The organism is Spirosoma sp. 48-14 (assembly GCF_001898575.1).
Taxonomy (GTDB): domain Bacteria; phylum Bacteroidota; class Bacteroidia; order Cytophagales; family Spirosomataceae; genus Spirosoma.
Genome location: NZ_MKUD01000019.1, coordinates 43,263 through 66,257, shown reverse-complemented (window position 1 = coordinate 66,257; position 22,995 = coordinate 43,263). Strand labels below are relative to the sequence as shown.

Below are 22,995 nucleotides of genomic sequence, written 5' to 3'. Positions count from 1 at the left end.
CAAAACCGAACAGTTTAGCTGGCTCGATTTTCAAAAACTTCACGGGTCAGGTTGTAAGAGCCTGACTCCGCCTACTAACTCAGCCAACCAAGGCTTGTACCTGCTCCACAGTCAATTGGGTGAAATCGTCGATGATTAGTTTGGCTCCCTTATCGGCTAATTCGGCACGGGTGTGTGTAGTGGCCAGGGCAATGACGCTCATTCCGGCACGAAGTCCAGCCTCGATACCTGCAAACGCATCTTCGAAAACCACACAGTGACTGGGTTCTACGCCTACACGCTGGGCGGCTGTGAGGTAAATTTCGGGATCAGGTTTGCCTTTATGAATCATGCTGGCATCGACAATTGCATCGAAGTAGGGACGTAGATGGGTTCCGTCGAGGGTAAAACCCACATTGCTTTCAGGCGCTGAAGTACCAACGGCCATTGGAATCCCCGCTCTTTTGAGTGCATCCAGAAACGTAATCAAACCCGGTGTGGGCCGAAGATGAGGACGGTACAACTCCCGATAAATTGCTTCTTTTTCTTCGGTCAGTATGATTACCTCAGCAGGTGTAACCGCGCGTTGCAGGACATAGGCCAGTGAATCGGCAGATATATGGCCATTGATATGGTCCATATACTGATCGCGGGTGAGCGAAAGACCGTGATTTTGGGCAAATTGCAACCAGGCGTTCAGGTGGAAATCGGCATTGTCGATCAAAACACCGTCCATGTCAAACAGGGCGGCAAACGGAGCATTGGGCATAATAGAATGGATTTCGGCAGCAAAAGCAGGAAACGTATAGAATGATGATTGCTGCTTAACGTTGCTTAAACTGGATTCTCTGGTGAGGTGTTTGGTAAAATATCTCCGGCCAGCACAGCGGCTTCGTGCAGTAATTCTGTAGCGACCAGCTCATCAGTAACCGTTTCGATATGGTCATCGAATGCCTGAACACGCTCTTCGTCCGTCGGCGCAGCATTGTGCATTCCCAGCAGAAACCGCCCTACATAAAGCAGGCTTAAAGAAAAACGGAGTTCGGGTAATGTATGGCTGAAGCGAGTCTGCGGTTCGGTAGGTATCATAGTTGTGCAACAATAATATCCCCTGTCCCGGTTCGCTTTATAGAACGCAGAGGAGAATGTAGTAGCCTCTACAACGTAGCCTTCGGCTACGCGGACGGGCCATCCACGCTATAGGGCCTTGACCTTAATATTTCGGAAATAGATGGGAGCACCAGCATGTTTGCCCTGTAAGCCTATGTATCCATGCAATGGAAGATCGGCAGCAGGCTTGTTGAGCCATTCGGGTACTGGCGAGCCGTCAGGATTGGTTTTGGTCGATGTAAATTTGGTGAGATCGATCGTGTTCACCAGTTCGTTGTTCAGCACTACATAGATCATTTTGCCCTGGCAGGTAATGGTGTAGCGGTTCCACTCGCCTGGTTGCTTCACCACCTTTTGTTTCGTAGCGGCCTGGTGACCAAAAAAAGCACCACATTGCCAGGTTTTGGGCGAATCGGCCCATTGTTTGGCGTAATCGTCGGCAATCTGAATCTCTACTGAATTCGGAATCCAGTTGGTGGTATCGCTGGCATGAACCACTACACCACTGTTCGTACCATCGGCGGTTTTGAAAAAAAGGTCCAGAATAAAATCGTCGTAAGGAATAGCCGTCCAGATGGTTTTATCGGCTGTGGCGGTCAAAGCTCCTTCATCATCCCGATACCAGACACCTTTAGGAAAAACGGCTTCTGAAAGATCGGGTCCGAAGAGGTGCTTCCAGCCCGCACCACTTGGGTTAGGATGCCCTTTAGGCGGAATCGAAATGGATTGCGAATGGACTGCCAACGAAAATAATATGCTAAAAATCAGTGAAGCCGTAAAGGTGAGTTTAGACATGACTTGGTGGTTTTGCAGCACGAATATAAACATCCTGCTTCAAGGTAAAAATAAGTCTGATTTAAACACAGAGACACGAAGAACCCAGTAAACTCTGTATTCTCCGTGACTCTGTATTTAAACCCTATTTAAAGGGCATCCGACTGGCGGAAGCTTTTCATGATCCAGCCACCGCCAACCACGTCGTCGCCTTCGTAAAAAACAGCGGCCTGACCAGGAGCAATAGCCGAAACGCCTTCGTGGAAAAGCACCTCGATTTTATCGCCCGATTGGGAAATGGTAGCGGACGTGCCGGGGTCTTTGTAACGTACTTTCGTGACGGTTTCGAGCAGCCCGGCAATATGATCGTACTTTTGCAGGTTCAATTTGCTGACAATCATACCATCGCGCAGTAAATCCTTGTCGACGCCCAGCACAACCTCGTTGGTGTCTTTTCGGATTTCAGTCACGAACATTGGTTGCCCAAACGCCATGCCGAGCCCTTTTCGCTGCCCAATGGTATAGAACGGATAGCCCTGGTGTTTACCTAGTACCTTGCCTGTTCCTTCCATCACAAAATTACCGCCGGCCACTTCGGCCTCCAGACCTGGCATCCGTCGTTTCAGAAATCCCCGGTAATCGTTGTCGGGAACGAAGCAGATTTCGTACGATTCTGATTTGGTAACCAGTTCAATAAAACCCCGTTCTTTAGCCATCTCCCGAATTTCGGATTTGCGCAGGTGGCCCAGTGGCAGTTTGGTCCGGCTTAGGCTCTCCTGCGATACGCCCCACAGTACATACGACTGATCTTTGAGGGTATCGACCCCTTTCGAGATCACAAACCTGTCGTTTTCGTGTCGGATATTCGCGTAGTGCCCGGTTGCAATAAACTCACAATCGAGCCGGTCGGCCCGGCGGAGTAGGGCGTCCCATTTAATGTGCGTGTTGCAAAGAACACAGGGGTTTGGGGTGCGGCCTTCCAGGTATTCGCCTGTGAAATGGTCAATGACATAATCCCCAAATTCGTCGCGGATGTCGAGAATATAGTGAGGGAATCCCAGGCTGACGGCGATGTTGCGGGCGTCGTTAATACTGTCGAGGCTGCAACAGCCGGTTTCTTTTTTGGTACCTCCTGAGGATGCGTAATCCCAGGTTTTCATGGTCATGCCGATGACCTCGTATCCTTCTTCGTGCAGCAGAACCGATGCCAGTGAAGAATCAATGCCGCCACTCATGGCGACCAGAATGCGTCCGTGTTTACTCATGTACGTATCTGCGAGGGTTCAAAGCCCTCCGATTTAACTTGCTAGAAAATTATCCAATAAGGGTTCAACACCGGATTTGTTGAAATTGGTTTCCAATGGGCTTTTTCTGACATGATTTACGGGATAAAACAGGATTCGTCCGTCTTGGCAAAAATCCTGTTCATCCTGTAAATCCTGTCAGAAAAACTATGGATACAGCAAATACTTCTTCCGCATCTGTTTGTAGGCTGACAAACCGGGTTCCCAGCTTTTGCGGATTTCTTTTTCCGATACACCGGCAATGATTTGTTTCTTCAGGTCTTCGTTGCCACTGCGGAAGTTGAAATTGCCAATCTGGTTGCTATATTTTGTATCGAAGAACTGCTCTTTATTGGGATACGCTTTGTATAATTCCATCAGCCACTGGAGATTAAGCTGTCGGCTTTTGCGAAATGTATTTGTGTCGTAATTCCGCAGGTCGAGGCCATAGCATTCGGTATCCTGATGCAGAGGAGTTTCGCTCATGCCTTTGATACTGACGGGCTTAAATGAGAACGGGTAGATACCTTTGAGCGCCGGAGCCCCTAAGACGGTGAATGGCATATACGTACCTCGCCCCTGGCTAATGATCGTGCCTTCGAACCAGCAGGTGCTTGGATAAAGCATAATCGACTGCTGCGTATTCAGGTTCGGTGAAGGCAGAACCGGCAACGTATAGGGCGTATCGTGCGTGTAGTTGGCAACCTTGATAATCTTGAGCTGACACAGGTTTTTTCCGGGCAATCCACCCCAGCCTTCGCCGTTGATCATCTGGGCAAACTCCCCGATGGTACAACCGTGTGTGATCGGAATAGGGTGCATACCGATACCCGAATACAGGTGTTTTTCCAGAATCGGCCCGTCGATGATGAATCCGTTCGGATTAGGACGGTCCAGAATCATCAGCTCCTTTTTATGCTCGGCGCAGGCTTCCATCACATGGTTGAGCGTATTGATATACGTGTAAAACCGACAACCTACATCCTGAATGTCGAAAACCATCAGGTCAATGTCGGCGAGTTGCTCTTGTGAGGGCTTTTTGTTCTTTCCGTATAGCGAAATGATTGGAATACCTGTCTTTGTATCGACCGCGTCATCTACTTTGGCTCCGTTGCTGGCATTTCCTCGAAATCCGTGTTCTGGTCCGAATATTCGGACAATGGTAACGCCCAGGCTCAACAGACTATCGACACTCGGTTTATTGCCGATGATCGACGTCTGGTTAACGACCATACCAATGCGTTTTCCTTTCAGGTAAGGCAGATAAGCCGAAATCTGATCGGCACCTGTCATGAGTTTGGCGGCTTTAGGCGGAGTTATCGTAAGGAAGTTGCTAGTTACTTCGGCAGGCGTAGTTGGAAAAAGAAGCCCCAGGAGAAGTGGAGCCAAAAAGAGGGCAATTGTTTTCATGAACATCAGCAAATCGACAATGAAAAGGCAAGTTGCGGATAAAAAAGCTGACCTACAAGTTTACAATCGACCATTAGCTTGCCCACGATTGTATCGCGGACAAGCCGAAGAATCAACAATAATGACCAATTAATTGGGTTTGACAGTGACAAAGGCGCGCAGTTTTATGTCGTCGGCAACATCAATCGGCTTAAACAGATCATACCAACCACTGCGTTTTCCACCAGCGCCGTAATTGATATGCACCCAAAACGTGTTGTTTTCCTGCTGGCAGCCGTCGATAACGGTTGAATGACCGTAGGTCGTGAAATTCCCGAAATGAAAATACACAGGCCGTTTCGCATCAATTTCGCGCTGAATCAGCTTCACTACCTCATCGCGTTGTAGCACATGCTGAATGTTTTCTTTTTGGGCAATAGCCGCTAACTGTTCCTTAGAGAGTGGAATTGGTTCGGTAAACGACACATAAAACTCAGCCTGGCAGGGGAAATAGGCATTTACCTGCCCGACGGGGTTCACCATTTCCAGATAGCTACCCGTTCCAAAATCTTTGCGAATCACTTCGGCCGTCATATACGAAAACCGGGCCACATTATCCTGGGCCACATGGGGCGTAGTTGGCTCGATACGTGTCGCAAACTGATCCCACGCTATCGTATGATTGGCCAGCGTATCCTCAATTTTATACCCTTTTGAGCATTGATACGAAACGACACCTGTGGGCCGAAGCCGATGGTAATAAAAAATCTGGGCCAGCGCCGTACTCCAGCAACCCAACACATGGTTATCGGGGGCATAGCGGGCATAGGGGCCAAACTGATCCCAGTGGGTTTTCAGCAGAACAGTACCGTTTTTTTGAACCGGCTCCTGCAACTGGGCCGATACGGTTGTCAAGGAAAGGATAACCAGAAAACTAATGAAGGCAACTCGCAGCATGACGATGATGATTTGCGTTGAACGATAAATTGTCGGGGCAAAACACGCATGCCGTTCGCTGGCAAACCTCTCATTTTGGCTTTTGAGAGTTCTCAATAACGATATTGGGAGTATTCTGGGCCGTATATTGTCGGGGCGACAGCCCGGTTACGGATTTGAAGACCCGGTAAAAACTGGCTTCCGAATTAAAACCCGTTTCCAGCGCAATGCCCAGTATTGACAGATGTTTGTAGGCCGGGTCGGTCAGCCGACGCTTTACTTCCTCGACGCGCCGTTCGTTAATCAAACTCCGAAAGCTTTTCTCGAATTCGCTGTTAATTACGGCCGAAACAATCCCTGGTGAAACCTGTAGGTGAACGGCCAGACTATTCAGGCTCAGATCGGGGTCCAAAAAAACGGACTCCTGTTCGAGGGCAGTTTCGATACGGCTTTTTACGCCCTGAATCTGGTCGTCTTTCAACGTATCGAGCACTCGTTTAGGCGACGTATCGGCTACCGACTCATCAAACGCTACGTCAAACGGTGGCTGCTGATACCCAACAATGCCCAGGTAGTACACATTTGCGGCCAGATACACATAAAATAGCTGCCAATGAAAAAAGTACCGGCCATTGAAGCCTAACCCCATATCCAGGAATAGATTCAGGCCCAGCAACAGCAAGGCTCCTCCCATGAGAACCAGTATCGTACGCAGCCACAAATAGCCTGGATAAGCCGAATTGGAAATTGAATTGAACAACCATTGCCGGTAACGAACCAACCGACGATAACTAATCAATCCATACGCAATACCCGACAGAACCGACAGAACGTCTTCAATGGATTTCACTGTGTTGAAGTACAGGTCTTCGGCCAGTTGGTCTTTGATCGCCAGATTATCCGTCGCCTGGGTTCGGCTGTAAACCAGCACGGCATGGAGCATAAAAAGCAGCGTGGGGGTAAAGTGAAGCCAATACGCTCGCTTAAACACGAAATTTCGCTGGGTCAGCGACACTACATAGAGGTAAAGCAGCGGCTGGATGGCAAGGTCGAAAGCCAGCGGGATATATCGTAGATGCGGATTCTGCCATAAACCCAGCGTGTGAAGTAGAATTTTGGCACTGAGAATGCAGAAAACAAACAGCAAAAAAGCCAGTAACTGCTTACTAGGGTATTGGCCATACTTTGTCAGCAACAGGATAGCATACAAAAGTCCCTGTGCGATACCCAGGATAACAATGAGGTCGAAAGGGTGTAGGCTTATATTCACCTGTGTTTTTGCTGTACCAACCCCCAACGGGCCGGTACAACAAAAGTACGGGTAAAACGACCTTATTGAAGCGATGCGTTGCCATCGGTCTATTTAAGGTTTTATTTCAGATGATTAATGCACCAGCCGTTTGGGGTACGTTCGGTCTTGATGTCATAACTTCCGCCAAACGGCCGCCCTTCACGGTGGAGGGTGATAAGCTAAAGGAATGGTAGTTAAATAGCAGCATAACCAACAAGTTCTGTCAATTGTTACCTTATTTTGGGAGGTGATTCGGTATGGCTTTGCCCCCTAAAAATTACCAGACTATACTTGCCGTACACGCGTCAATAGTGTGGGTACACATTAACCGTCTAGTTGAGAATTTGACTTGTCTGTATCGTTGATGCACGTAGTTGATCATGATCGAATGCGTCGAGCCCTGCTTGGCTTTTTAGAATCTGCGCTCCAGTTCATTCTGTTTAGCAATGCCTACATTGCGTTCTGCGCTGTTGTTTTATGCCAGACGACCGCATTGCTGTTTGATCTCAGGCTACCCCGTTCGCTTTTGCTCTTCGTGTTTGCGGGCACTCTGGGCAGTTATTCTCTACACTGGTACCTGACCGATGTACCGACCGATTTATCGACGGCAGGCGCTCTGCGGCTTCGCTGGAATCAACGAAACAAACCGTTGCTACTCGTGCTTTTTCTGCTGTCGGCCATTATTGGTTTACGCGAACTGTACGCACTCAAGACCTATCTGTACGATCTTTTTCCGGTTGTTGTGCTGGCGTTTTTGTATACGGCTCCCAAGCTTAATTTCTGGCCTTTTTTGGCACTGCGCCGGATTGCCATTCTCAAAACGGCCTACCTGTCGATGGTCTGGACATACGTTATGGTTGGGCTTCCGCTGCTCATTAACGACACAACCCGGCATTTCAGCAGTATGCTCGTCGTTACCTGGGCTTTAAACTGGTTTGTATTCATCTACAGCATTGCCTTCTGGTTCGACTACCGCGACCGGAGCGATGACGGTAAATCGAAATGGCTAACCATTGTATCGATGCTCACAAACCAGCAGGCACTCCTGTTTTTTCGGGGGTTAGTGGTGGCTTATGTGGTTACGCTTACGGCCTTGTTTTTTCAGGGAATCCCGCCGAAAACTCTCCTATGTCTGGGCTTGCCTATGGTACTCCTGGTTTTGAGTGCTCGTCGGCTTCAGTCACCCCTGTCCGACTATGTATATTATGTGTATTTAGATGGTCTTTTGATGATTCCCGGCCTTCTTTTAGCAATTAATCAGTAAGGCCGGGATTAATCGGGATTAAGAACTTGTTGGTATTTTATGTCATCCCGACGCAGGAGGGATTTTCGAAAACAGGCTACTCAATGGGCACTCACCGAAGATCCTCCTGCGTCGGGATGACATAAATAACTATTCCACAGAAGTTTAAACAGGCTATAATACACTATTGGTACATCAATTTCGACACCCAATCATTCCGAACGCAGTGATTTTACCGGGTTCATCAGGGCGGCTTTGATGCTCTGGAAACTAACCGTCAGCAGGGCAATGACCGCCATCAACAGACCTGTTAGGGCAAATACCCACCAAGTGATTCCGATTTTGAACTCGAAATTTTGCAGCCACTGACTCATGGCATACCAGGCAATGGGCGAAGCTATCAGCATGGCGATGGCTACGAGTTTCAGGAAATCTTTGGTCATGAGGGCGATGATGCTGGCGACCGATGCGCCCAGTACTTTCCGAACGCCAATTTCTTTGGTACGCTGTTCGGCGGAGAACGTAGCCAGACCGAACAGGCCCAGGCAGGCAATCAAAATCGCGATCAGTGTGGAGGTTTCGATCAACTGCGAGGTTCGGGTTTCGTTTTTGTAAGCGTCTGCCAGCGTTTTGTCCAGAAACTGGTACTCAAAAACATGGTTGGGGAACGTAGCTTTCCAGGATTTTTCAATGGTCGTCAACGCCGACTGTATCGATTGGGTGGTAGGATATTCGCTTTGTAGCTTAATGCCTACCTGATAAAAATTATTGGGGACTACCTGAATTAGCGTCGGGTCGATCTTCTGGTGAAGCGAATTGACATGGAAGTTTTTTGCCACCCCAACAATGGTCGCAAATTCCTGCCCGTCGCCGTAAAATATCGTTTGCCCAAGCGCTGCTTCCGGCCGACTAATGCCCATTCGGTCAAGGAAAATCTCGTTGGCAATGACTTTTAACGAAGCCTTTGTGGTATCGGTATCCTTGAGTTTTTCGCCTGCCAGCAGTTGAATACCGTAGGTATCCAGAAAATGCGAATCGCCCATTTTCATCTGGGTTTTAATTTCATTCACGTTGGCTCCCTTGCGGTATTGCATGCCCTGCATCCAGTTGCCTTCCGACGATGCGCTATTGAGCGAGAAACTCACATCTTTTATCTGTGGCGATTCCATTAGCTGCGCCCGTAGCGTTTGCAGTTTGTCGGGTTCGTTGCTGGGCAGTCCAACGGTGACAATGGCGTTTTTGTTGAACCCTAGATCGGCGTTCTGAAAAAACGATAGTTGCCTGTTAATAAGCAAGGCGCAGCTAATCAGAATCATGGAAATGGTAAACTGCACCACGACCAATCCCTGCCGTAACGAGATACTGCGTTCCCCTTTTGGGAGCTTATTGGTTTTCAGTGCCCAGATCGGTGGCATACCCGATAGTCGGAAGGCTGGATAGGTTCCGGCTAAGGCAGTAGTAATGATCGCTAAACCAGCCAGAAACACCCCGACCTTCCAGGTGGCTAAATCAGCGGTTGTTAGGGGCAGCTCCATCATTGACGCAATCGAGGGTAGGAATAGCCAGGCCAGTACCAGAGCCATCAGGGTAGCCAGGCACGTAAGTAGACCCGCTTCGGTCAGAAACTGGTAGATGAGCGACAATCGATTGCTACCTACCGCCTTTCGGATACCGATTTCTTTCGCCCGTTTGAGGGCTTGGGCCGTCGTCAGGTTGATGAAATTGATACAAGCGATGAGCAGAACAAGACCGCCAATCAGGGCGAGGATGCGGAGAAGTTTTATACTGGCCTGCCGACCACTGAAATTGAACCCATAGTGTACTTCGGATAACGGTCGTAACGCGAAGTGCTGATTGGCAACCGTCTTCGGATCTTTCTGGTATTTGACCTGTATGGCATGAAAGCGATTCGTCAGTTGCTCCGGCCTGAATCCTGGTTTGAGGAGGGTATAGATATGAAAATTATCGCCAAATCCATTCCAGCCGTGCGAATCAAAATCCGGCTGCACACGCTTAAGGGTGGAAAAGGAAACCATGATATCAAAAGGAAAACTCGTGGTTTCGGGATGATCTTTCAGCACACCCGTTACCTGCAAGTCCTGTTTGTTGTCGTAGCGAATGACTTTGCCAAGGGCGTTGGTGGTGCCAAAAAACTTCTTTGCCGATGATTCTGTCAACACTACCTGATTCGGTTGGGTAAGTGCCGTTTGAGCATTGCCGGTAACCCATTGATAATCGAGGAGATGAAAAATAGTCTGATCGGTAAACGTAATCGGTTCCCGGAAAACATCACCCGACGCCGGAATCGACACCCCCCGGCCCCATTCGTAGTAGACGGGTGCGATTGCTTCAAATTCAGGCACTTCTTTAGGCAAGACAACGGCCATTTCGGTGTAGGTTCCCGGATGCGGGTTGGGGTCGCTGTTGTTCACCGTTTCGACGCGATAGATACGGTCGGCGTTTTTATGCTGCGTATCGTAGCTGGTTTCATGAACGATAACCAGAAAGACCAGCAGGGCGCAGGTTATTCCGAGCGTTAACCCAAATCCATTGATGCCGGAAAAGACTTTGGCGTGCGTCAGATTACGCCAGGCGATTTTTACATAATTGCGAATCATAGCAGGACTTAATAAAAAAGGTGTCGGGTATCTAAGTTGGGATGTCGATTTGGCCAGTGGTCGTAACAACTTCAGCGCACTCAGGCTATAGCGCCAGTTGGCGTTTCTCATGCCCACGGTTTGTACCCAGTGGTCATACAGTTCCAGCAAATCACCCTGCACCTCTTCCAGGGTGTCGGGATGGCCGAAGGTTTCTAGCAGCCAGGTGGCCAGGCGGGGTGGGTGCATGGTTTTGTATTTGTTTGTAGAGACAAGGCATGCCTTGTCTCTACGTGATAATGGGTTTATTCCGACCGCAATGATTTTACGGGGTTCATCAGAGCAGCTTTAATGCTTTGGAAGCCCACGGTCAGCAAGGCGATACCGATGGCCAGGCCGCCTGCTAAGGCGAATATCCACCAAGAAAGGTCGACTTTGTAGGCGAAATCGTCCAGCCAGCGGGTCATAACGTACCAGGCAATGGGCGTCGTGATGATAATGGCGATCAACACGGGCTTTAAAAAGTCGCTCGACAGGAGCGTAACGACACTGCCCACCGAAGCGCCCAGCACTTTCCGAATACCAATTTCTTTCGTCCGCTGCTCGGCCGTGAACGTAGCTAGCCCAAACAGTCCCAGACAGGAAATAAAAATGGCCAGCACCGCAAAGTAATTGGCTAACTGACTGACCATCTGTTCACGTTTGTACAGCCGGGCAAATTCCTGATCGGAAAACTGATAGGTGAATGGAAATTTAGGATTCAACTGCTGCCACGTTTTTTCCAGATTGGCCAGAGCTTCTTTGGTTTTCCCGGCTTCAGTGCGTACCAGTATGGTTCCGAATGGTTTACTTTCGTCCAGTCGAATCACCAGGGGCTCAATGGCCTGATGCATTGAACTGAAATGAAAATCGTTGAGTACACCAATGATTTTACCTTCGTTGTTTCCCCACCATAGCGGCTTGCCAACTGGATTAGTATAACCGAATTTTTTGACGGCAGCTTCATTGACAAGGAAGCCTGCATAACTGACTGAATCGGCACCAAAGTCCGCAGAAAAATCACGCCCTTCGGCCAGTTTAAGCCGCATGGTTTTCACAAAATCGTAACCGACCAGCACGTCCGCCAGCGATGCCGCCTGATTCTGATCTTTGCCTACCCAGCGAATGTCGCCTGTGTGATGATCGATGGTAGTAGGTGAATTACGAATCCGGGATACGGATACGATGCCGGGCAACTGGCTGACTTCTGATTTAAACAGATTGTATTTGGTAGTTAAATCGCCTTCGATGGGCAGATAAAGCAGGTTTTCGCGGTCGTAACCCAGGTTTTTAGTCTGGATATAGTTCATTTGGCGGTACATTACAATCATACCAACCATCAACAGCATGGAAAGTCCGAACTGAAAAATAACCAGACTTTTGCGAAATGTAGCGGCACCGGGGCTGAACTGTAATCGGCCTTTCAGCACCCGAATCGGGCTCAGCGACGACAGGAAAAAGGCAGGATAGCTACCGGACAAGAATCCGGTAGTCAGCAATAATCCCAGTAATGTAGCCCAGAAAACAGACTGGCCGAAAGGTAGTGTCAGCTGTTTGCCCGTCAGGTTGTTAAAGGTTGGCAAAGCAATTGCTACCAGCCCAATTGCCAGAAGCATCGAGAATAAGGTCAGCAGCATGGCTTCGCCCACGAACTGCCCAACCAGCGCCGACCGAATGGCACCTACTACTTTTCTGACCCCCACTTCTTTAGCACGTTTGGCCGAGCGGGCCGTCGCCAGATTCATGAAGTTGATGCAGGCAATAACCAGCAGAAACAGACCAACAAGGCTAAACAGGCGTACATACTCAATGCGGCCACCCTCCGGCCGGCCATTTTTCAAGTTCGAATGGAGGTACGTTTCTGAATAAGGTTGCAGAGCAAGTTCGTCTACAGACGACGGATTTTTGGGCTTATACCGATACAGGAAATCCTTGATTTTGGCTTCGACAGCCATCGGATTCGCATCGGCCCGTAGCTGAATGTAGGTGTATGGATCGGTGCTGTTCCAGTTATGAACCCAATCATTCTGCGCTACATAGGCTTTCCAGCCACGCAGAAAATCAAACTGTTGCGACGAATTGGCGGGTATGTTTTCAAAAACCGCAGTGACGGTCAGGTCATCTCTGTTTTCATAGCGGATCGCTTTCCCCATAGCCTGTTCCGGGCTTCCGAAGAAATAATCGGCCATTTTCCGGGAAATGGCAATACCCGTTGGTGCTGCCAAGGCGGTTTGGGGTGTACCCTGAAGAAGCGGATAACTGAACATCCGAAAGAAATCATCGCTGGCAAATGTACCGTCCATTTTATTCAGTTTATCACCCGCTTCGAAGGCCGTCTTGACGATATGATTCCCCTGGATACTGCTGGCGTACTGCACTTCTGGAATAACCCGTTTCAGCTCCTCGGCCAATAATCCCTGGGTCGTATAATCGGCTTCGGTTTTACCGTCAAAATAGTGGCGTTCGTAGACCTGATACAGGTACTTCCCGTTGGCATGAAAGGCATCTACGCTACGTTCGTCCTGTACCCAGAGCAGGATAAAGAGACTGGAGGCCATGCCCAGCGCCAGACCCGTTAGGTTGATCGTCGAAAAGGCTTTGTTGCGAATCAGATTCCGAAAGGCAACGGTTATATAATTGCGTATCATAACAGGATTCAAAAAATGATAGGTTGTATACTGTTCGTTGCTTTTCCGCTTAGCCAGTGGTCGCAGCAGTTTAAGAGCACTGAGGCTATATCGCCAGTTGGCTTTTCTCTGCCCCACCGTTTGTGTCCAATGGGCATACAGTTCCAGTAGATCACCCTGAACTTCCTCGCGAGTATCAGGATGGCCGAAATGGTCCAAGAGCCAGGTGGCAAAGCGGGGTGGGGGATGGTGGTTCGGTTTCATGTTTTTTGGGCACGGTGCTGGGTATCACATGCTTATCCCTGCTAGGAGCACCCAGCTCCACGCTATTCAGAACGTAGTGACTTCACCGGATTTGCTAGCGCGGTTTTAAAACTTTGTACGCAGATCGTTATCAGCGTAATAGCTAGCAGTAAGGCGGGTGGGATAATAAAGACCGTCCAGCCCAGATCGATGTGAAACGCGTAATTGTTGAGCCAAGCACGGGCGACCAAATAAATGATTGGAATGGCAATGACCGACGCCACGCAAACCAACTTCACGAAATCTTTGGATACGAGCACCAGCAAACCACCAATGGAGGCTCCAAGTACTTTCCGAACACCGATTTCTTTGGTACGTAATCTGATCACAAAACTGGAAAGACCCAGCAGCCCCAGGCAGGCAACGACGACGGCGAGCACTGCAAACAAACTAAATACATTTCTCAGTCGGCTGTCGGCCTCATATTGTCGGTTAAAATTGTCATCGAGGAAAAAGTACTCAATCGGATTTCCAGGAAACGCTTTTTTATAGAGTGTTCCAAGGTCGGCAATGCTGCGGGCGGCATCAGAAGGGTTCAGGTTCACCGATATATATTTCCACTCCGTACGGGTTGGATAATAGAACAGAATTGGATCGTACTTTTCTTTTAATGAGCGTTGATGAAAGTTTTTCATGACGCCTACCACCTTACAATGAACTTCACTCTGGCCAAGCACAAATAGTATATCCTGATTGACAGCTTCTTTCGCTGTTTTATAGCCTAATCCTTTCGCAACTTCTTCATTGATCAGAACCCGATCATTTTTACTTTCCTTCGAGCCAATCGCTGAACTGTCCGTGGCAACAAAATTTCTCCCCGCTATCAAGTCAATATGATAGGTGGGAACGAATTTTTCATCGATCTCCATCAGATACGTATCGAAATAATGGTGCTTATCCTGATTTGCTTTTCGCACAACGTTCCGGTAACGGATCATGGTGCCGGGAATATCCGATGTAGCCGTCGCGTTCTTCACAGAAGCGGTATTTGCTAGTTCAGATTTGAAATACGTGTACTTACCCCAGATCGTTGAGTCCGTAATGGCGGGTGCTTTTATAATAAGAACCTGATCTTTTTTGTAGCCTAGACTCCCATTGCGCATGAAATTGAATTGCTGGACGACAATAACGGTGGCAGCAATCAGAATAATGGACAGAATGAATTGAAATGACACCAGCACTCGTCTGAGCGAAATACCTGTATTTGATTTTACAACCAATCCTTTCAGGACTTTTACGGGCTGGAAGGCTGACAGGACAAACGCCGGATACGCACCAACCAGCAACGCCCCCGCCACAAAAATGATCAGAACAGCGGCCCAGAAGAAGGGCTCGTGCCCTAATCCAGTTGAGAAAAAGCCTACACTTATATCCTTGCCAATGAGTTTGTTAAATAGAGGCATGAACAAAACGGCAATGACCATGGCGACCACCAGCGCGAACGTATTGATGATAAACGATTCAAGTAGGAACTGTCCAATCAATTGACCCTTTTCAGCCCCCACAACCTTTCGCAGCCCCACTTCCTTAGCCCGCTCCATTGATTTGGCAGTAGATAAATTGATGTAATTGATCCAGGCGATAAACAGAATAAATACACCGATAATTGCCAGAAAATAAACCTCTCGTTGACTGCCATTCGCTTCAGCTTCTTTGAGATAATTGGAGTTGAGGTGAATATCCGTAATCGGCTGTAACTGGAAAGACGATTTGAAATTCAACTCTTTCATTTTTGCACCCAGATAGCGCTGGATGAATGCCGGAAATTTCGCTTCCAGCTTTTTAACATCCGTTCCGGGGGCTAGTACTACGTAGTTGTAAAACTCCGGCCAGGTCCATTCATTGTAGCCCCATTTTGGCCCAACCGTAGCGAATGAAATCAGCATATCAAACTTGATATGTGAGTTTTCTGGAATGTCCTGAAACACGCCCGTTACGTTCATGGGCATTCGCCCGTTCATTTTAAGCGCTTTTCCCAGCGGGTTCGTAGTGCCGAAATATTTCTTCGCTGTACTTTCAGAAATGACAATCGAATTACTTTCTGATAAACAACTTTTCCGGTCTCCTGCTACTAAGGGGTAAGAGAATACGGAAAAAAATGAGGCATCTGCCAAGTAGATATTTCCTTCGTTGAATGTTTTGGGTTCACCTTTCGCATCAGTATACGAAAGGGTTGAGGCATTCATAAACAGCGAAACGCTGACCATACGGACAAAATCTACCACTTCCGGAAAATCCGCTTTCATAGCCGGACCTACCGCCGGATGATTTGCTGCCGTAGTTGATACATTGGCCATGGTCCCGGAATTCGAAAGAGGAACGCGGTAAATGTTTGTCACATTGACGTTGAAGCGGTCGTAGCTTGTTTCAAAATAAACGTATTGAAACACGAAGAAGCAGGCCGCTATGCCAATTGCCAGTCCAACTATATTAATGGCCGAGAACGCTTTGTTCCGCCATAGATTCCGAAATGCGATTTTGATATAGTTTTGTAGCATAGCGGGACTCAGTAAAAAAGGTGTTGTATACTGTTCTTTTTTCGTTCGTTTAGCCAGTGGTCGTAACAACTTCAGCGCATTCCAGCCATATCGCCAGTTGGCTTTTCTCTTCCCCACCGTTTGTGTCCAATGGGCATACAGTTCCAGTAGATCGCCCTGCACTTCTTCTGAGGTATCAGGATGACCGAATGTGGTTAGTAACCAGGTAGCAAAGCGGGGTGGTTTCGTCGCAGTTTTCATCCTCCCATCAGTTGAAGCGTTTGCGGAGGTAACGCATTCCAGAGTTCCTCGCGAACCTGTTTGACCTCGGCCAGTGCTTTCCGACCAGCCGCCGTTACAGTAAAATAACGCTTCCGGCGACCTCCGCGCTCGGCCGTAGCACCACCCATGCGCGAGGACAGATAACCCTTTTCTTCCAGCCGTTGCAGGGTCGTATGAACGGTACTGAAACCCACCGCACGTCCGGTTTTCTGTTCAATTTCCTGCGTTACCGTTACGCCGTAGGCTTCTTCGTCAAGAATCGCTACGGTCAGTAAAACCACTTCTTCAAACTCTCCCAGAAAGGCCCTTTTCATGGTTTGTTATTTTATACGATAATGCCGATCAAATGGGGTGCCAACTCCTAAAAAGCCCGCTGATTGCTTTTTATGGCTATTTTTGACCAACAAGTTCTCAAACAACTGTCCGATTCTGGACAAGCTTTGTCCGCAAACCGGACAGGGCCAGACAACTAAACAAATACCAATGAACAGGCGAAACGTAGTGTTATGTGTGGCCGTCAGTCTGGATGGCTACATCGAAGGTCCGAACGGCGAATATGACTGGTGCTTTACCGATCAGGATTACGGCATGACCGCTTTCCTCGACCGTATCGATTCGATATTGATCGGCCGAAAAAGCTATGAGTTGATGACGAATCCGAATGAAGCGGCCAGTGAATACTCTTTTCCTCAGTTTAAGAAATACGTATTCTCAACGACACTGACAAACGTGGGAGAAGGGGCTGAATTGGTTAGCGGAGAGGTGAAAACACAGGTCGATCTACTTAAAAATCAGCCGGGAAAAGATTTATGGTTGTTCGGGGGAGCCGACCTGACTCGTTCGTTCATGGAAGAAGGGCTGATCGACGAACTCATTCTGGCGGTTCATCCGATCCTGCTGGGGGCTGGCAAACCGCTGTTTAGTCAGTTAAACGAGCGGGTTAAGCTCAACCTACTGGATTCAAAAACGTACTCTACAGGATTGGTGTCGCTTACGTACCGGTTAGTGTAAAATTTGCTGGAAAACGTCCCATAAACTGGTATATTCCCAGCGTTTTTAGCGCACTAATTATGCAAGCCATCGACAAACGCATTCGGGCCGGACTGATACTTTTCTGGGCGCTTTATTTCTCTATCGTTTGGTCGAGCAATACCGCCGATGCACTCAAAACCTTATCGATTCTGCCGACGAACTGGACATTCGTATCGGGCAATTATACCCTTATCGTTCGGGTGTTGGCTATCTATCAGTCGCCAACCTGGTTGGCAAGGCTGTTTTTTGGTGGGGTGATTCTATGGGAAGCACTTGGGGCTATTTACTTCTGGAAAGCCTTCGGCGCCGTAAACCGTCAGACGCTCACGCAGACGGCCAGTATCCATCGGGCTTTTGGAGTCACGATCGGTTTGTGGGCCGCCTTTATTCTAGCGGATGAAGTCTTTCTGGCGTACATGCTGGGCGGTTTATCGACTACCCATTATCTGCTACTGCTTTCGGAACTGGCCTCGTTCATTCTTGTCCGGCAGCTAGATAAGGTATAAATTCTTTTGTTTTCATATGTCGCATGTATTGTGTCATGGCTGAAAGAACAATACTTTTGGAGCGATTTTTCGTTACATCACTTCCTCACCCTTATGAAACAGGCTGTTTTCTGTTGTAACTGGCCTCGGCTAATCAGAAAAGGTTGGTTTACGCTGTCGATGGTTGGTGCGCTGGCAGGTGTTGGTAGCCTACAGGCCCTGGCGCAATCGATCACGACCTTACCGCTAGCCGTAACCTCCATTTGTGCTGGCTCTCAACTTGATGTTACAGGTCGAATAGTCGGGGTGGCGGGTAATTTTAGAGTAGCCATATCGGCAGATGGTATAACCTATTCAACCGTTACCTCGGTTTCCTTGACGAGTACGACAAGCAATGAGGTAACCTACCGGGCCATCATTCCCGCCAGTACACAGGCGGGTGATGCCTATCAGGTGCGCCTGGTTTCGGCCGATTCAACAATAATTGGTACACCAAGTACTAGTCTGTTACGTATAAAAGCCAAACCAGAACCTCCTAAAGTCCCTGCTTTAGTGACCACCTGCGAACGGGCGAATGGGTCTAATAGTGCATTTATAGGTGTTTCGGTAACGGTGACTTCGCCTATGACCGTATCCAAGTTATATAATCCGGATGGCAGCATTCCCTATAATGATAGCAGTACACCCAACTACTTTGTCGTTGTAAAAGGCGGGGCTGGCACTCAATATTTTTATGCGACACAACTACTGGATGGTTGTGAAAGCGACAAGAAGGAAATAAAACTAGTAGTCAGCCCCAGGGCACCATCGCCAGTTCCTGTTAATATTTGGAGTACAAATGGAGAGATCTGGGGTGAAATTACCTACAAACAGGGCGATAAAGCTGTCTCGATAAGAGAATATGGGCTGCAGCCCCTGCCCGATAATGTTCAGATTTCCTACGTCCGGGAATCTGGCGATTTGCCCATCATTGGGCTACCCGATTACCCGAACGCCTATAGCTCGTTGGGCGACATTTCACCTGGTATACCTAATACGAGCAAACCCGGTAGAGCGGTCGTAAAGTTCAGAACCTATTTAAACGGATGTGTCAATTCAGTCTTCCAAACCGAACATCTTGTAATAACGGTTTTGCCGACGGCACTTGTGGAGAATCCTGTGCTGGCCGATGCCATAGTCGTGTATCCTGTTCCGGCAACTACCGAAGTGAATGTGCGTATTCAAGGGTTTCTGCCGCCCCTAACAGGCTGGGTGGAGCTATTGGATCGGCGGGGGAATACATTGTACCGGGCTCAAATCTGGCAGGGTGAGTTTACTGTTGGTCTTCAGAATTATCCACAGGGAGACTACTGGCTGCGTATTCATGTCGGTGACCAGCAGGTTACTAAACAAATCCTTAAACAGTAAGTCATCGAAACCCTTTTTTCGCTGGCTGATACGGCTTAAAACAAGATGAAAGCAATAGTACGCAGTCTTCAACGGCTGTTGATAATCGGTATAGGGTACGGATTTGTGGTCTTTCAACAGATAAGTTGCTCCCCAAAGGATGCCCCTCCTCAGACCGACTCTACCCAGGTCGGGCACTGTTTCATGAGCAGTAAAACCATTCAGTCAGGCAGTAGTAAAGCCACGGAGTATTGGAATTATGGGCCTGATGGGAAACTTCAGCGGCACTGGTCGCCAGGAAGTTGGCAGGACGATTATGCGTATGATAATGCCGGATTCCTGTTGTCTGTAAATAGAACTGCGGAGAATGGCCAACCGGCGAGTACATTGACCTGTCAATACGCGAATGAGCGTCTGATTACACTGACCAATCTATCGGCTTCGGGGACGACACTATTTACCCAGACGTTTGCCTATGACAGTACCGGTTCATTAAAAAAGTCGATTTTATCGGTTAATGGAAGTGGTGGGTACACGTATCTTTTCCTGGCCGGCCTTCAGACGGATTATTCGTATAGTACTGGCGGAAATAAATATGACCATGCCTACGAATTTGAGAAAGGCCGGATCAGGCGCAGTCGATTAGCAGGTAGCAAAGAGTTCAGCGACTATGAATATGATAGTACGGGTTTGCTCAGGCGGATAAGCACTTATCAGTTATCAGGTGTAAGCCTTGCCTATGTGAGTTATGATTATCAGGCTGGTAAGACGATATTAACCTCCTTTATAACCCCCAAAGGATGGCCTGATGCCGTGAAGTACAACTACAATCCAGACAAAGGCTATTACGAGTTTAATTCGACAAACCAGTCGTTAGGATTAGTGACCAATGTGTCAAGTTACTCGGGTACCACGGTTAATTCGGTAGCGAAGTTCAGTGAGCAGAAAATTAGTTATTCGCTTAATAAACAGGGCTTGCCTTTAGAACAGAACGCGTCTGTAACGAATAATAATGGTACGACTACCAGTCGTATTATTTATGGGTATGTTGGTTGCCAATAGGTAAGCAGTAGAGACAGGGCATGCCCTGTCTCTACAAAGATCATTCAGACCGCAAACTCTTCACGGGATTCATGAGCGCGGCTTTAATGCTCTGGAAACTGACGGTCAACAAAGCAATGGCTACAGCAACTCCACCGGCCAAGGCGAAGATCCACCAGGCCATATCAATTTTGTAGGCGAAGCTTTGAAGCCATTGGTTCATGGCCCACCAGGCGATGGGCGACGCGATCAACATTGCCAGCAAAACCAGTTTCAGAAAATCTTTCGAGAGCAAAACCACAATACCCGTCACCGACGCACCCAGCACTTTCCGAACGCCAATTTCTTTGGTCCGTACTTCGACAGAAAAAGTCATTAACCCTAACAAACCCAGGCAGGCCACCAGCAAGGTCAGCGCCGTGAACCCGTTGAACAGCCGCATCAGCCGTTCTTCTTTTGCGTAGAGTTTGTTATAGGCATCATCCAGAAAATAATAGTCGAACGGAACGGTTGGGTGGGCCTGGTCGTAAATCTGTTTAAGCTGGTCGAGGGCGTTAGGAACGTCCGTATGTGGATTTAGCCGAACCAGCAGATAGCCGCCATTGGCCAGTATCGACCGGCTCGTATCACTTACCACGGTAAGCATCATCGGCGAAACCGCACCATGCAGACTGTTGACATGGAAATCGGCGACAACCCCATCGGCTGATCGACCGATTGATACGGCCTGTTGTTGCAGGGGATTTCCCTTGATGCCCGATTCGTTGACAAGCGTCTGGTTATAAATAGTCAAATCGCGTGTAATCGCTCCTTTCTCCCAGCCTAGAGGACGGTTTTTCCATTGTATGCCCATCATATCGAAGAACGGTCTATCAACCTCAATGGCATTCACCATCAATTCTTTCTTCGTTTTTTCGCTCTTCGTGAACATGGTCATGATGTTATTGGTAAACAACCGGGTATTGGTCGTCGCCACATTTCCCTCGCCCGCCCACTGCCGAACGGCATTTCGCAGGCCCGTAAACTGGGGGAGCATTTCGTTGTCGATCTGAAGTGCCACCACCTGCGACCGATTCAGTCCGAGGTTTTTGGTACGTAAAAAACGCATCTGTGTGTACAGTACCAGGCTGCATATCAACAAGCCGATGGAGGCTGTAAACTGAACCGTTGTAAACACCCGCCGAACGCCAGCACCACTCTGCCGCCAGTTGGTTGATCCTTTCAGCACGAGTGCCGGTCGAAAACCAGATAGCAAAAGCGCCGGATATCCTCCCGCCAGCAGCGAGCAAATTAGCCATAGCCCAATCATCAGGCCCCAGTATGGCCCCTGTGCCAGCACCCGATTGTCCATTTGCAGATCAAGCGTATGATTGGCCCACGGAAACAATGCCTGAAGCAACGCCAGCGACAACCCAAACGCCAGTGTAGTGGTCAGAAACGATTCCAGAAAAAACTGGCCAATCAACTCACTGCGTTGCCCACCCACAGCCTTACGGATACCTACCTCACGCGACCGTTTGGTGGCGCGGGCAGTGGTCAGACTGATGTAGTTGATAACAGCCAGCGTCAGAATAACCAGCGCCACTGTCAGCAGAATATACAGCGATTGCCGGGAGTCGCCCGGTGCCCCCCGACCATCCAGATGCAGCGTAGGTAAGGCTTCCAGAAAATAATTGGCCGACATATCGATGAATTTGAGACCGGCTTTTACCGTCACGAGTTTCTTCTCTATATCATGGACTCGGGCGTCGGGCCGTAAGACCAGATAGGTGTTCAAAAAACCTGCATTTTCATAAATACCACGCTGACGATCTCCGAGTTTAGGCATCGACGCCAGCGAAACCAGCCCGTTGAACTGAATGACCGAATTGGTCGGTAAGTCGTCCAGCACGCCCGACACCGTAAGCGGAAAATGTTTATCGAAGACCAGCGATTTGCCAACGGGGTTCTGGTTGCCGAAATACTTCTCAGCCAGTTGGCGGGTTAAAATAATCCGGCCGGGTTCGCTCAGGGCTGTTTTCGCGTCGCCATAGAGAAACTTAAGCCCCATAACGGGTATAATCGATGCGTCGGCATAGCCAATGTTGGTTTCCTTAAACCGATGATTCTGATCCGATTGGAGGATAACATCGCCAAAGCCATTGGAAAACCGGACAAGCTCTTCGACTTCTGGAATCTGACGTTTTACTTCGCTGCCAAACGAGTGATGCAACTGAGGAAACGATACTTCGTTTTCGCCATATTTCGATGCCGATACAATTCGGTACGTTCGATTGGCAAACGGCTCGAAGCGGTCGTAGTGGAACTCATGCCAGACATAGAGTGCAATAAATGTACTGACCGCCAGCCCAACGGTTAGCCCTACAATGTTCAGGCTGCTAAACAGCGGGTTCTTCCACAACTGACGAAAGGCAATGGAGAAATAGTTTCGTAGCATAATCGGGTTTGGGAAAGTAGTTACTGAATGATTGGCAAAACGTCGGTAGTTCTGAGTATCGTTTACCTGCCTACGCCTGATGGCAAAGGGTTTTATGAAGCCCAGTACATCGCGCCAGTATCGCCAGCGGGCCCGTCGCTCACCCACCTGGCTAACCTGCCAGCGGTATTCTTCTTGCAGGTCACCCAGCACCTCTTCCCGTCGGTCATCGGACAGAAAAAAGCGGAGCAGTCGGTCAGCGAGTTGGGGCGGTGTATTGAGCATGGGGTGTAGGGGTTAAGGCA

18 protein-coding genes are annotated in these 22,995 nt (G+C 48.7%); 6 read left to right on the top strand and 12 right to left on the bottom strand.

The genetic code is table 11. The annotated features are described in order from the left end of the window. Positions 1-79: 79 nt before the first annotated feature. The 7 genes from BGO59_RS11890 to BGO59_RS11860 all read right to left on the bottom strand — a co-directional run bounded on the left by BGO59_RS11890 (position 80) and on the right by BGO59_RS11860 (position 6,741). Positions 80-748 (bottom strand): HAD family phosphatase, encoded by a 669-nt coding sequence (locus BGO59_RS11890; RefSeq protein ID WP_293683845.1) that lies wholly within the window; start codon positions 746-748, stop codon positions 80-82. A 65-nt stretch (positions 749-813) separates the two neighbouring features. Further along, positions 814-1,068 (bottom strand): hypothetical protein, encoded by a 255-nt coding sequence (locus BGO59_RS11885; protein WP_365981833.1) that lies wholly within the window; start codon positions 1,066-1,068, stop codon positions 814-816. Between the two features lie 108 nt (positions 1,069-1,176). Beyond that, complete coding sequence (locus tag BGO59_RS11880; protein WP_293683844.1) at positions 1,177-1,884, bottom strand: DUF1080 domain-containing protein; 708 nt, start codon at positions 1,882-1,884, stop codon at positions 1,177-1,179. A 128-nt stretch (positions 1,885-2,012) separates the two neighbouring features. Beyond that, positions 2,013-3,128 (bottom strand): tRNA 2-thiouridine(34) synthase MnmA, encoded by a 1,116-nt coding sequence (mnmA, locus tag BGO59_RS11875; protein WP_293683843.1) that lies wholly within the window; start codon positions 3,126-3,128, stop codon positions 2,013-2,015. A 186-nt stretch (positions 3,129-3,314) separates the two neighbouring features. Continuing rightward, positions 3,315-4,556: a DUF1343 domain-containing protein gene (locus BGO59_RS11870; RefSeq protein WP_293683842.1), complete on the bottom strand. Its 1,242-nt coding sequence runs from the start codon at positions 4,554-4,556 to the stop codon at positions 3,315-3,317. A gap of 129 nt (positions 4,557-4,685) precedes the next feature. Continuing rightward, positions 4,686-5,492, bottom strand: coding sequence for a C10 family peptidase (locus BGO59_RS11865; RefSeq protein ID WP_293683841.1), 807 nt, complete (start codon positions 5,490-5,492; stop codon positions 4,686-4,688). Positions 5,493-5,562: 70 nt separating this feature from the next. Beyond that, a complete protein-coding gene (locus BGO59_RS11860) occupies positions 5,563-6,741 on the bottom strand; it encodes a helix-turn-helix transcriptional regulator (RefSeq protein ID WP_293683840.1) in 1,179 nt (392 codons plus the stop codon). 8 nt (positions 6,742-6,749) lie between these two features. Here BGO59_RS11860 and BGO59_RS11855 point away from each other — a divergent pair, with 8 nt between their 5' ends. Both BGO59_RS11855 and BGO59_RS11850 read left to right on the top strand, forming a co-directional pair. Next, positions 6,750-6,956, top strand: a complete 207-nt coding sequence (locus tag BGO59_RS11855) for a hypothetical protein (protein WP_293683839.1) — start codon at positions 6,750-6,752, stop codon at positions 6,954-6,956. Positions 6,957-7,150: 194 nt separating this feature from the next. Further along, positions 7,151-8,026, top strand: coding sequence for a hypothetical protein (locus tag BGO59_RS11850; RefSeq protein WP_293683838.1), 876 nt, complete (start codon positions 7,151-7,153; stop codon positions 8,024-8,026). A 191-nt stretch (positions 8,027-8,217) separates the two neighbouring features. Here the strand turns inward: BGO59_RS11850 and BGO59_RS11845 are convergent, their stop codons facing one another. The 4 genes from BGO59_RS11845 to BGO59_RS11830 form a co-directional block, all read right to left on the bottom strand. Next, the gene (locus tag BGO59_RS11845; RefSeq protein WP_293683837.1) at positions 8,218-10,851 is read right to left on the bottom strand and encodes an ABC transporter permease; all 2,634 of its coding nucleotides are present in this window, start codon (positions 10,849-10,851) and stop codon (positions 8,218-8,220) included. Between the two features lie 56 nt (positions 10,852-10,907). After that, the gene (locus tag BGO59_RS11840) at positions 10,908-13,532 is read right to left on the bottom strand and encodes an ABC transporter permease (protein WP_293683836.1); all 2,625 of its coding nucleotides are present in this window, start codon (positions 13,530-13,532) and stop codon (positions 10,908-10,910) included. Between the two features lie 62 nt (positions 13,533-13,594). Then, positions 13,595-16,309 (bottom strand): ABC transporter permease, encoded by a 2,715-nt coding sequence (locus BGO59_RS11835; RefSeq protein WP_293683835.1) that lies wholly within the window; start codon positions 16,307-16,309, stop codon positions 13,595-13,597. Further along, positions 16,306-16,644 carry a PadR family transcriptional regulator gene (locus tag BGO59_RS11830; protein ID WP_293683834.1) on the bottom strand — a complete coding sequence of 113 codons (339 nt, stop codon included), beginning with the start codon at positions 16,642-16,644 and terminating at the stop codon, positions 16,306-16,308. Before BGO59_RS11830 ends, BGO59_RS11835 begins: the two co-directional genes overlap by 4 nt. Positions 16,645-16,813: 169 nt before the next feature. Here BGO59_RS11830 and BGO59_RS11825 point away from each other — a divergent pair, with 169 nt between their 5' ends. The 4 genes from BGO59_RS11825 (at position 16,814) to BGO59_RS11810 (ending at position 20,295) form a co-directional block, all read left to right on the top strand. Further along, complete coding sequence (locus BGO59_RS11825) at positions 16,814-17,341, top strand: dihydrofolate reductase family protein (RefSeq protein ID WP_293683833.1); 528 nt, start codon at positions 16,814-16,816, stop codon at positions 17,339-17,341. A gap of 59 nt (positions 17,342-17,400) precedes the next feature. After that, a complete protein-coding gene (locus tag BGO59_RS11820) occupies positions 17,401-17,868 on the top strand; it encodes a hypothetical protein (protein ID WP_293683832.1) in 468 nt (155 codons plus the stop codon). A 93-nt stretch (positions 17,869-17,961) separates the two neighbouring features. Next, positions 17,962-19,254 carry a T9SS type A sorting domain-containing protein gene (locus tag BGO59_RS11815; RefSeq protein ID WP_293683831.1) on the top strand — a complete coding sequence of 431 codons (1,293 nt, stop codon included), beginning with the start codon at positions 17,962-17,964 and terminating at the stop codon, positions 19,252-19,254. 45 nt (positions 19,255-19,299) lie between these two features. Then, complete coding sequence (locus BGO59_RS11810; protein ID WP_293683830.1) at positions 19,300-20,295, top strand: hypothetical protein; 996 nt, start codon at positions 19,300-19,302, stop codon at positions 20,293-20,295. A 40-nt stretch (positions 20,296-20,335) separates the two neighbouring features. Here BGO59_RS11810 and BGO59_RS11805 read toward each other — a convergent pair whose 3' ends face one another. Beyond that, positions 20,336-22,975, bottom strand: a complete 2,640-nt coding sequence (locus BGO59_RS11805) for a permease prefix domain 2-containing transporter (protein ID WP_293683829.1) — start codon at positions 22,973-22,975, stop codon at positions 20,336-20,338. Positions 22,976-22,995: the final 20 nt, after the last annotated feature.

Coding starts and splice junctions, on each gene's coding strand:
- BGO59_RS11890 (WP_293683845.1), bottom strand. CDS start 748: ATGCCCAATGCTCCGTTTGCCGCCCTGTTTGACATGGACGGTGTTTTG.
- BGO59_RS11885 (WP_365981833.1), bottom strand. CDS start 1,068: ATGATACCTACCGAACCGCAGACTCGCTTCAGCCATACATTACCCGAA.
- BGO59_RS11880 (WP_293683844.1), bottom strand. CDS start 1,884: ATGTCTAAACTCACCTTTACGGCTTCACTGATTTTTAGCATATTATTT.
- mnmA (WP_293683843.1), bottom strand. CDS start 3,128: ATGAGTAAACACGGACGCATTCTGGTCGCCATGAGTGGCGGCATTGAT.
- BGO59_RS11870 (WP_293683842.1), bottom strand. CDS start 4,556: ATGAAAACAATTGCCCTCTTTTTGGCTCCACTTCTCCTGGGGCTTCTT.
- BGO59_RS11865 (WP_293683841.1), bottom strand. CDS start 5,492: ATGCTGCGAGTTGCCTTCATTAGTTTTCTGGTTATCCTTTCCTTGACA.
- BGO59_RS11850 (WP_293683838.1), top strand. CDS start 7,151: ATGCGTCGAGCCCTGCTTGGCTTTTTAGAATCTGCGCTCCAGTTCATT.
- BGO59_RS11845 (WP_293683837.1), bottom strand. CDS start 10,851: ATGCACCCACCCCGCCTGGCCACCTGGCTGCTAGAAACCTTCGGCCAT.
- BGO59_RS11840 (WP_293683836.1), bottom strand. CDS start 13,532: ATGAAACCGAACCACCATCCCCCACCCCGCTTTGCCACCTGGCTCTTG.
- BGO59_RS11835 (WP_293683835.1), bottom strand. CDS start 16,309: ATGAAAACTGCGACGAAACCACCCCGCTTTGCTACCTGGTTACTAACC.
- BGO59_RS11830 (WP_293683834.1), bottom strand. CDS start 16,644: ATGAAAAGGGCCTTTCTGGGAGAGTTTGAAGAAGTGGTTTTACTGACC.
- BGO59_RS11825 (WP_293683833.1), top strand. CDS start 16,814: ATGAACAGGCGAAACGTAGTGTTATGTGTGGCCGTCAGTCTGGATGGC.
- BGO59_RS11820 (WP_293683832.1), top strand. CDS start 17,401: ATGCAAGCCATCGACAAACGCATTCGGGCCGGACTGATACTTTTCTGG.
- BGO59_RS11815 (WP_293683831.1), top strand. CDS start 17,962: ATGAAACAGGCTGTTTTCTGTTGTAACTGGCCTCGGCTAATCAGAAAA.
- BGO59_RS11810 (WP_293683830.1), top strand. CDS start 19,300: ATGAAAGCAATAGTACGCAGTCTTCAACGGCTGTTGATAATCGGTATA.
- BGO59_RS11805 (WP_293683829.1), bottom strand. CDS start 22,975: ATGCTCAATACACCGCCCCAACTCGCTGACCGACTGCTCCGCTTTTTT.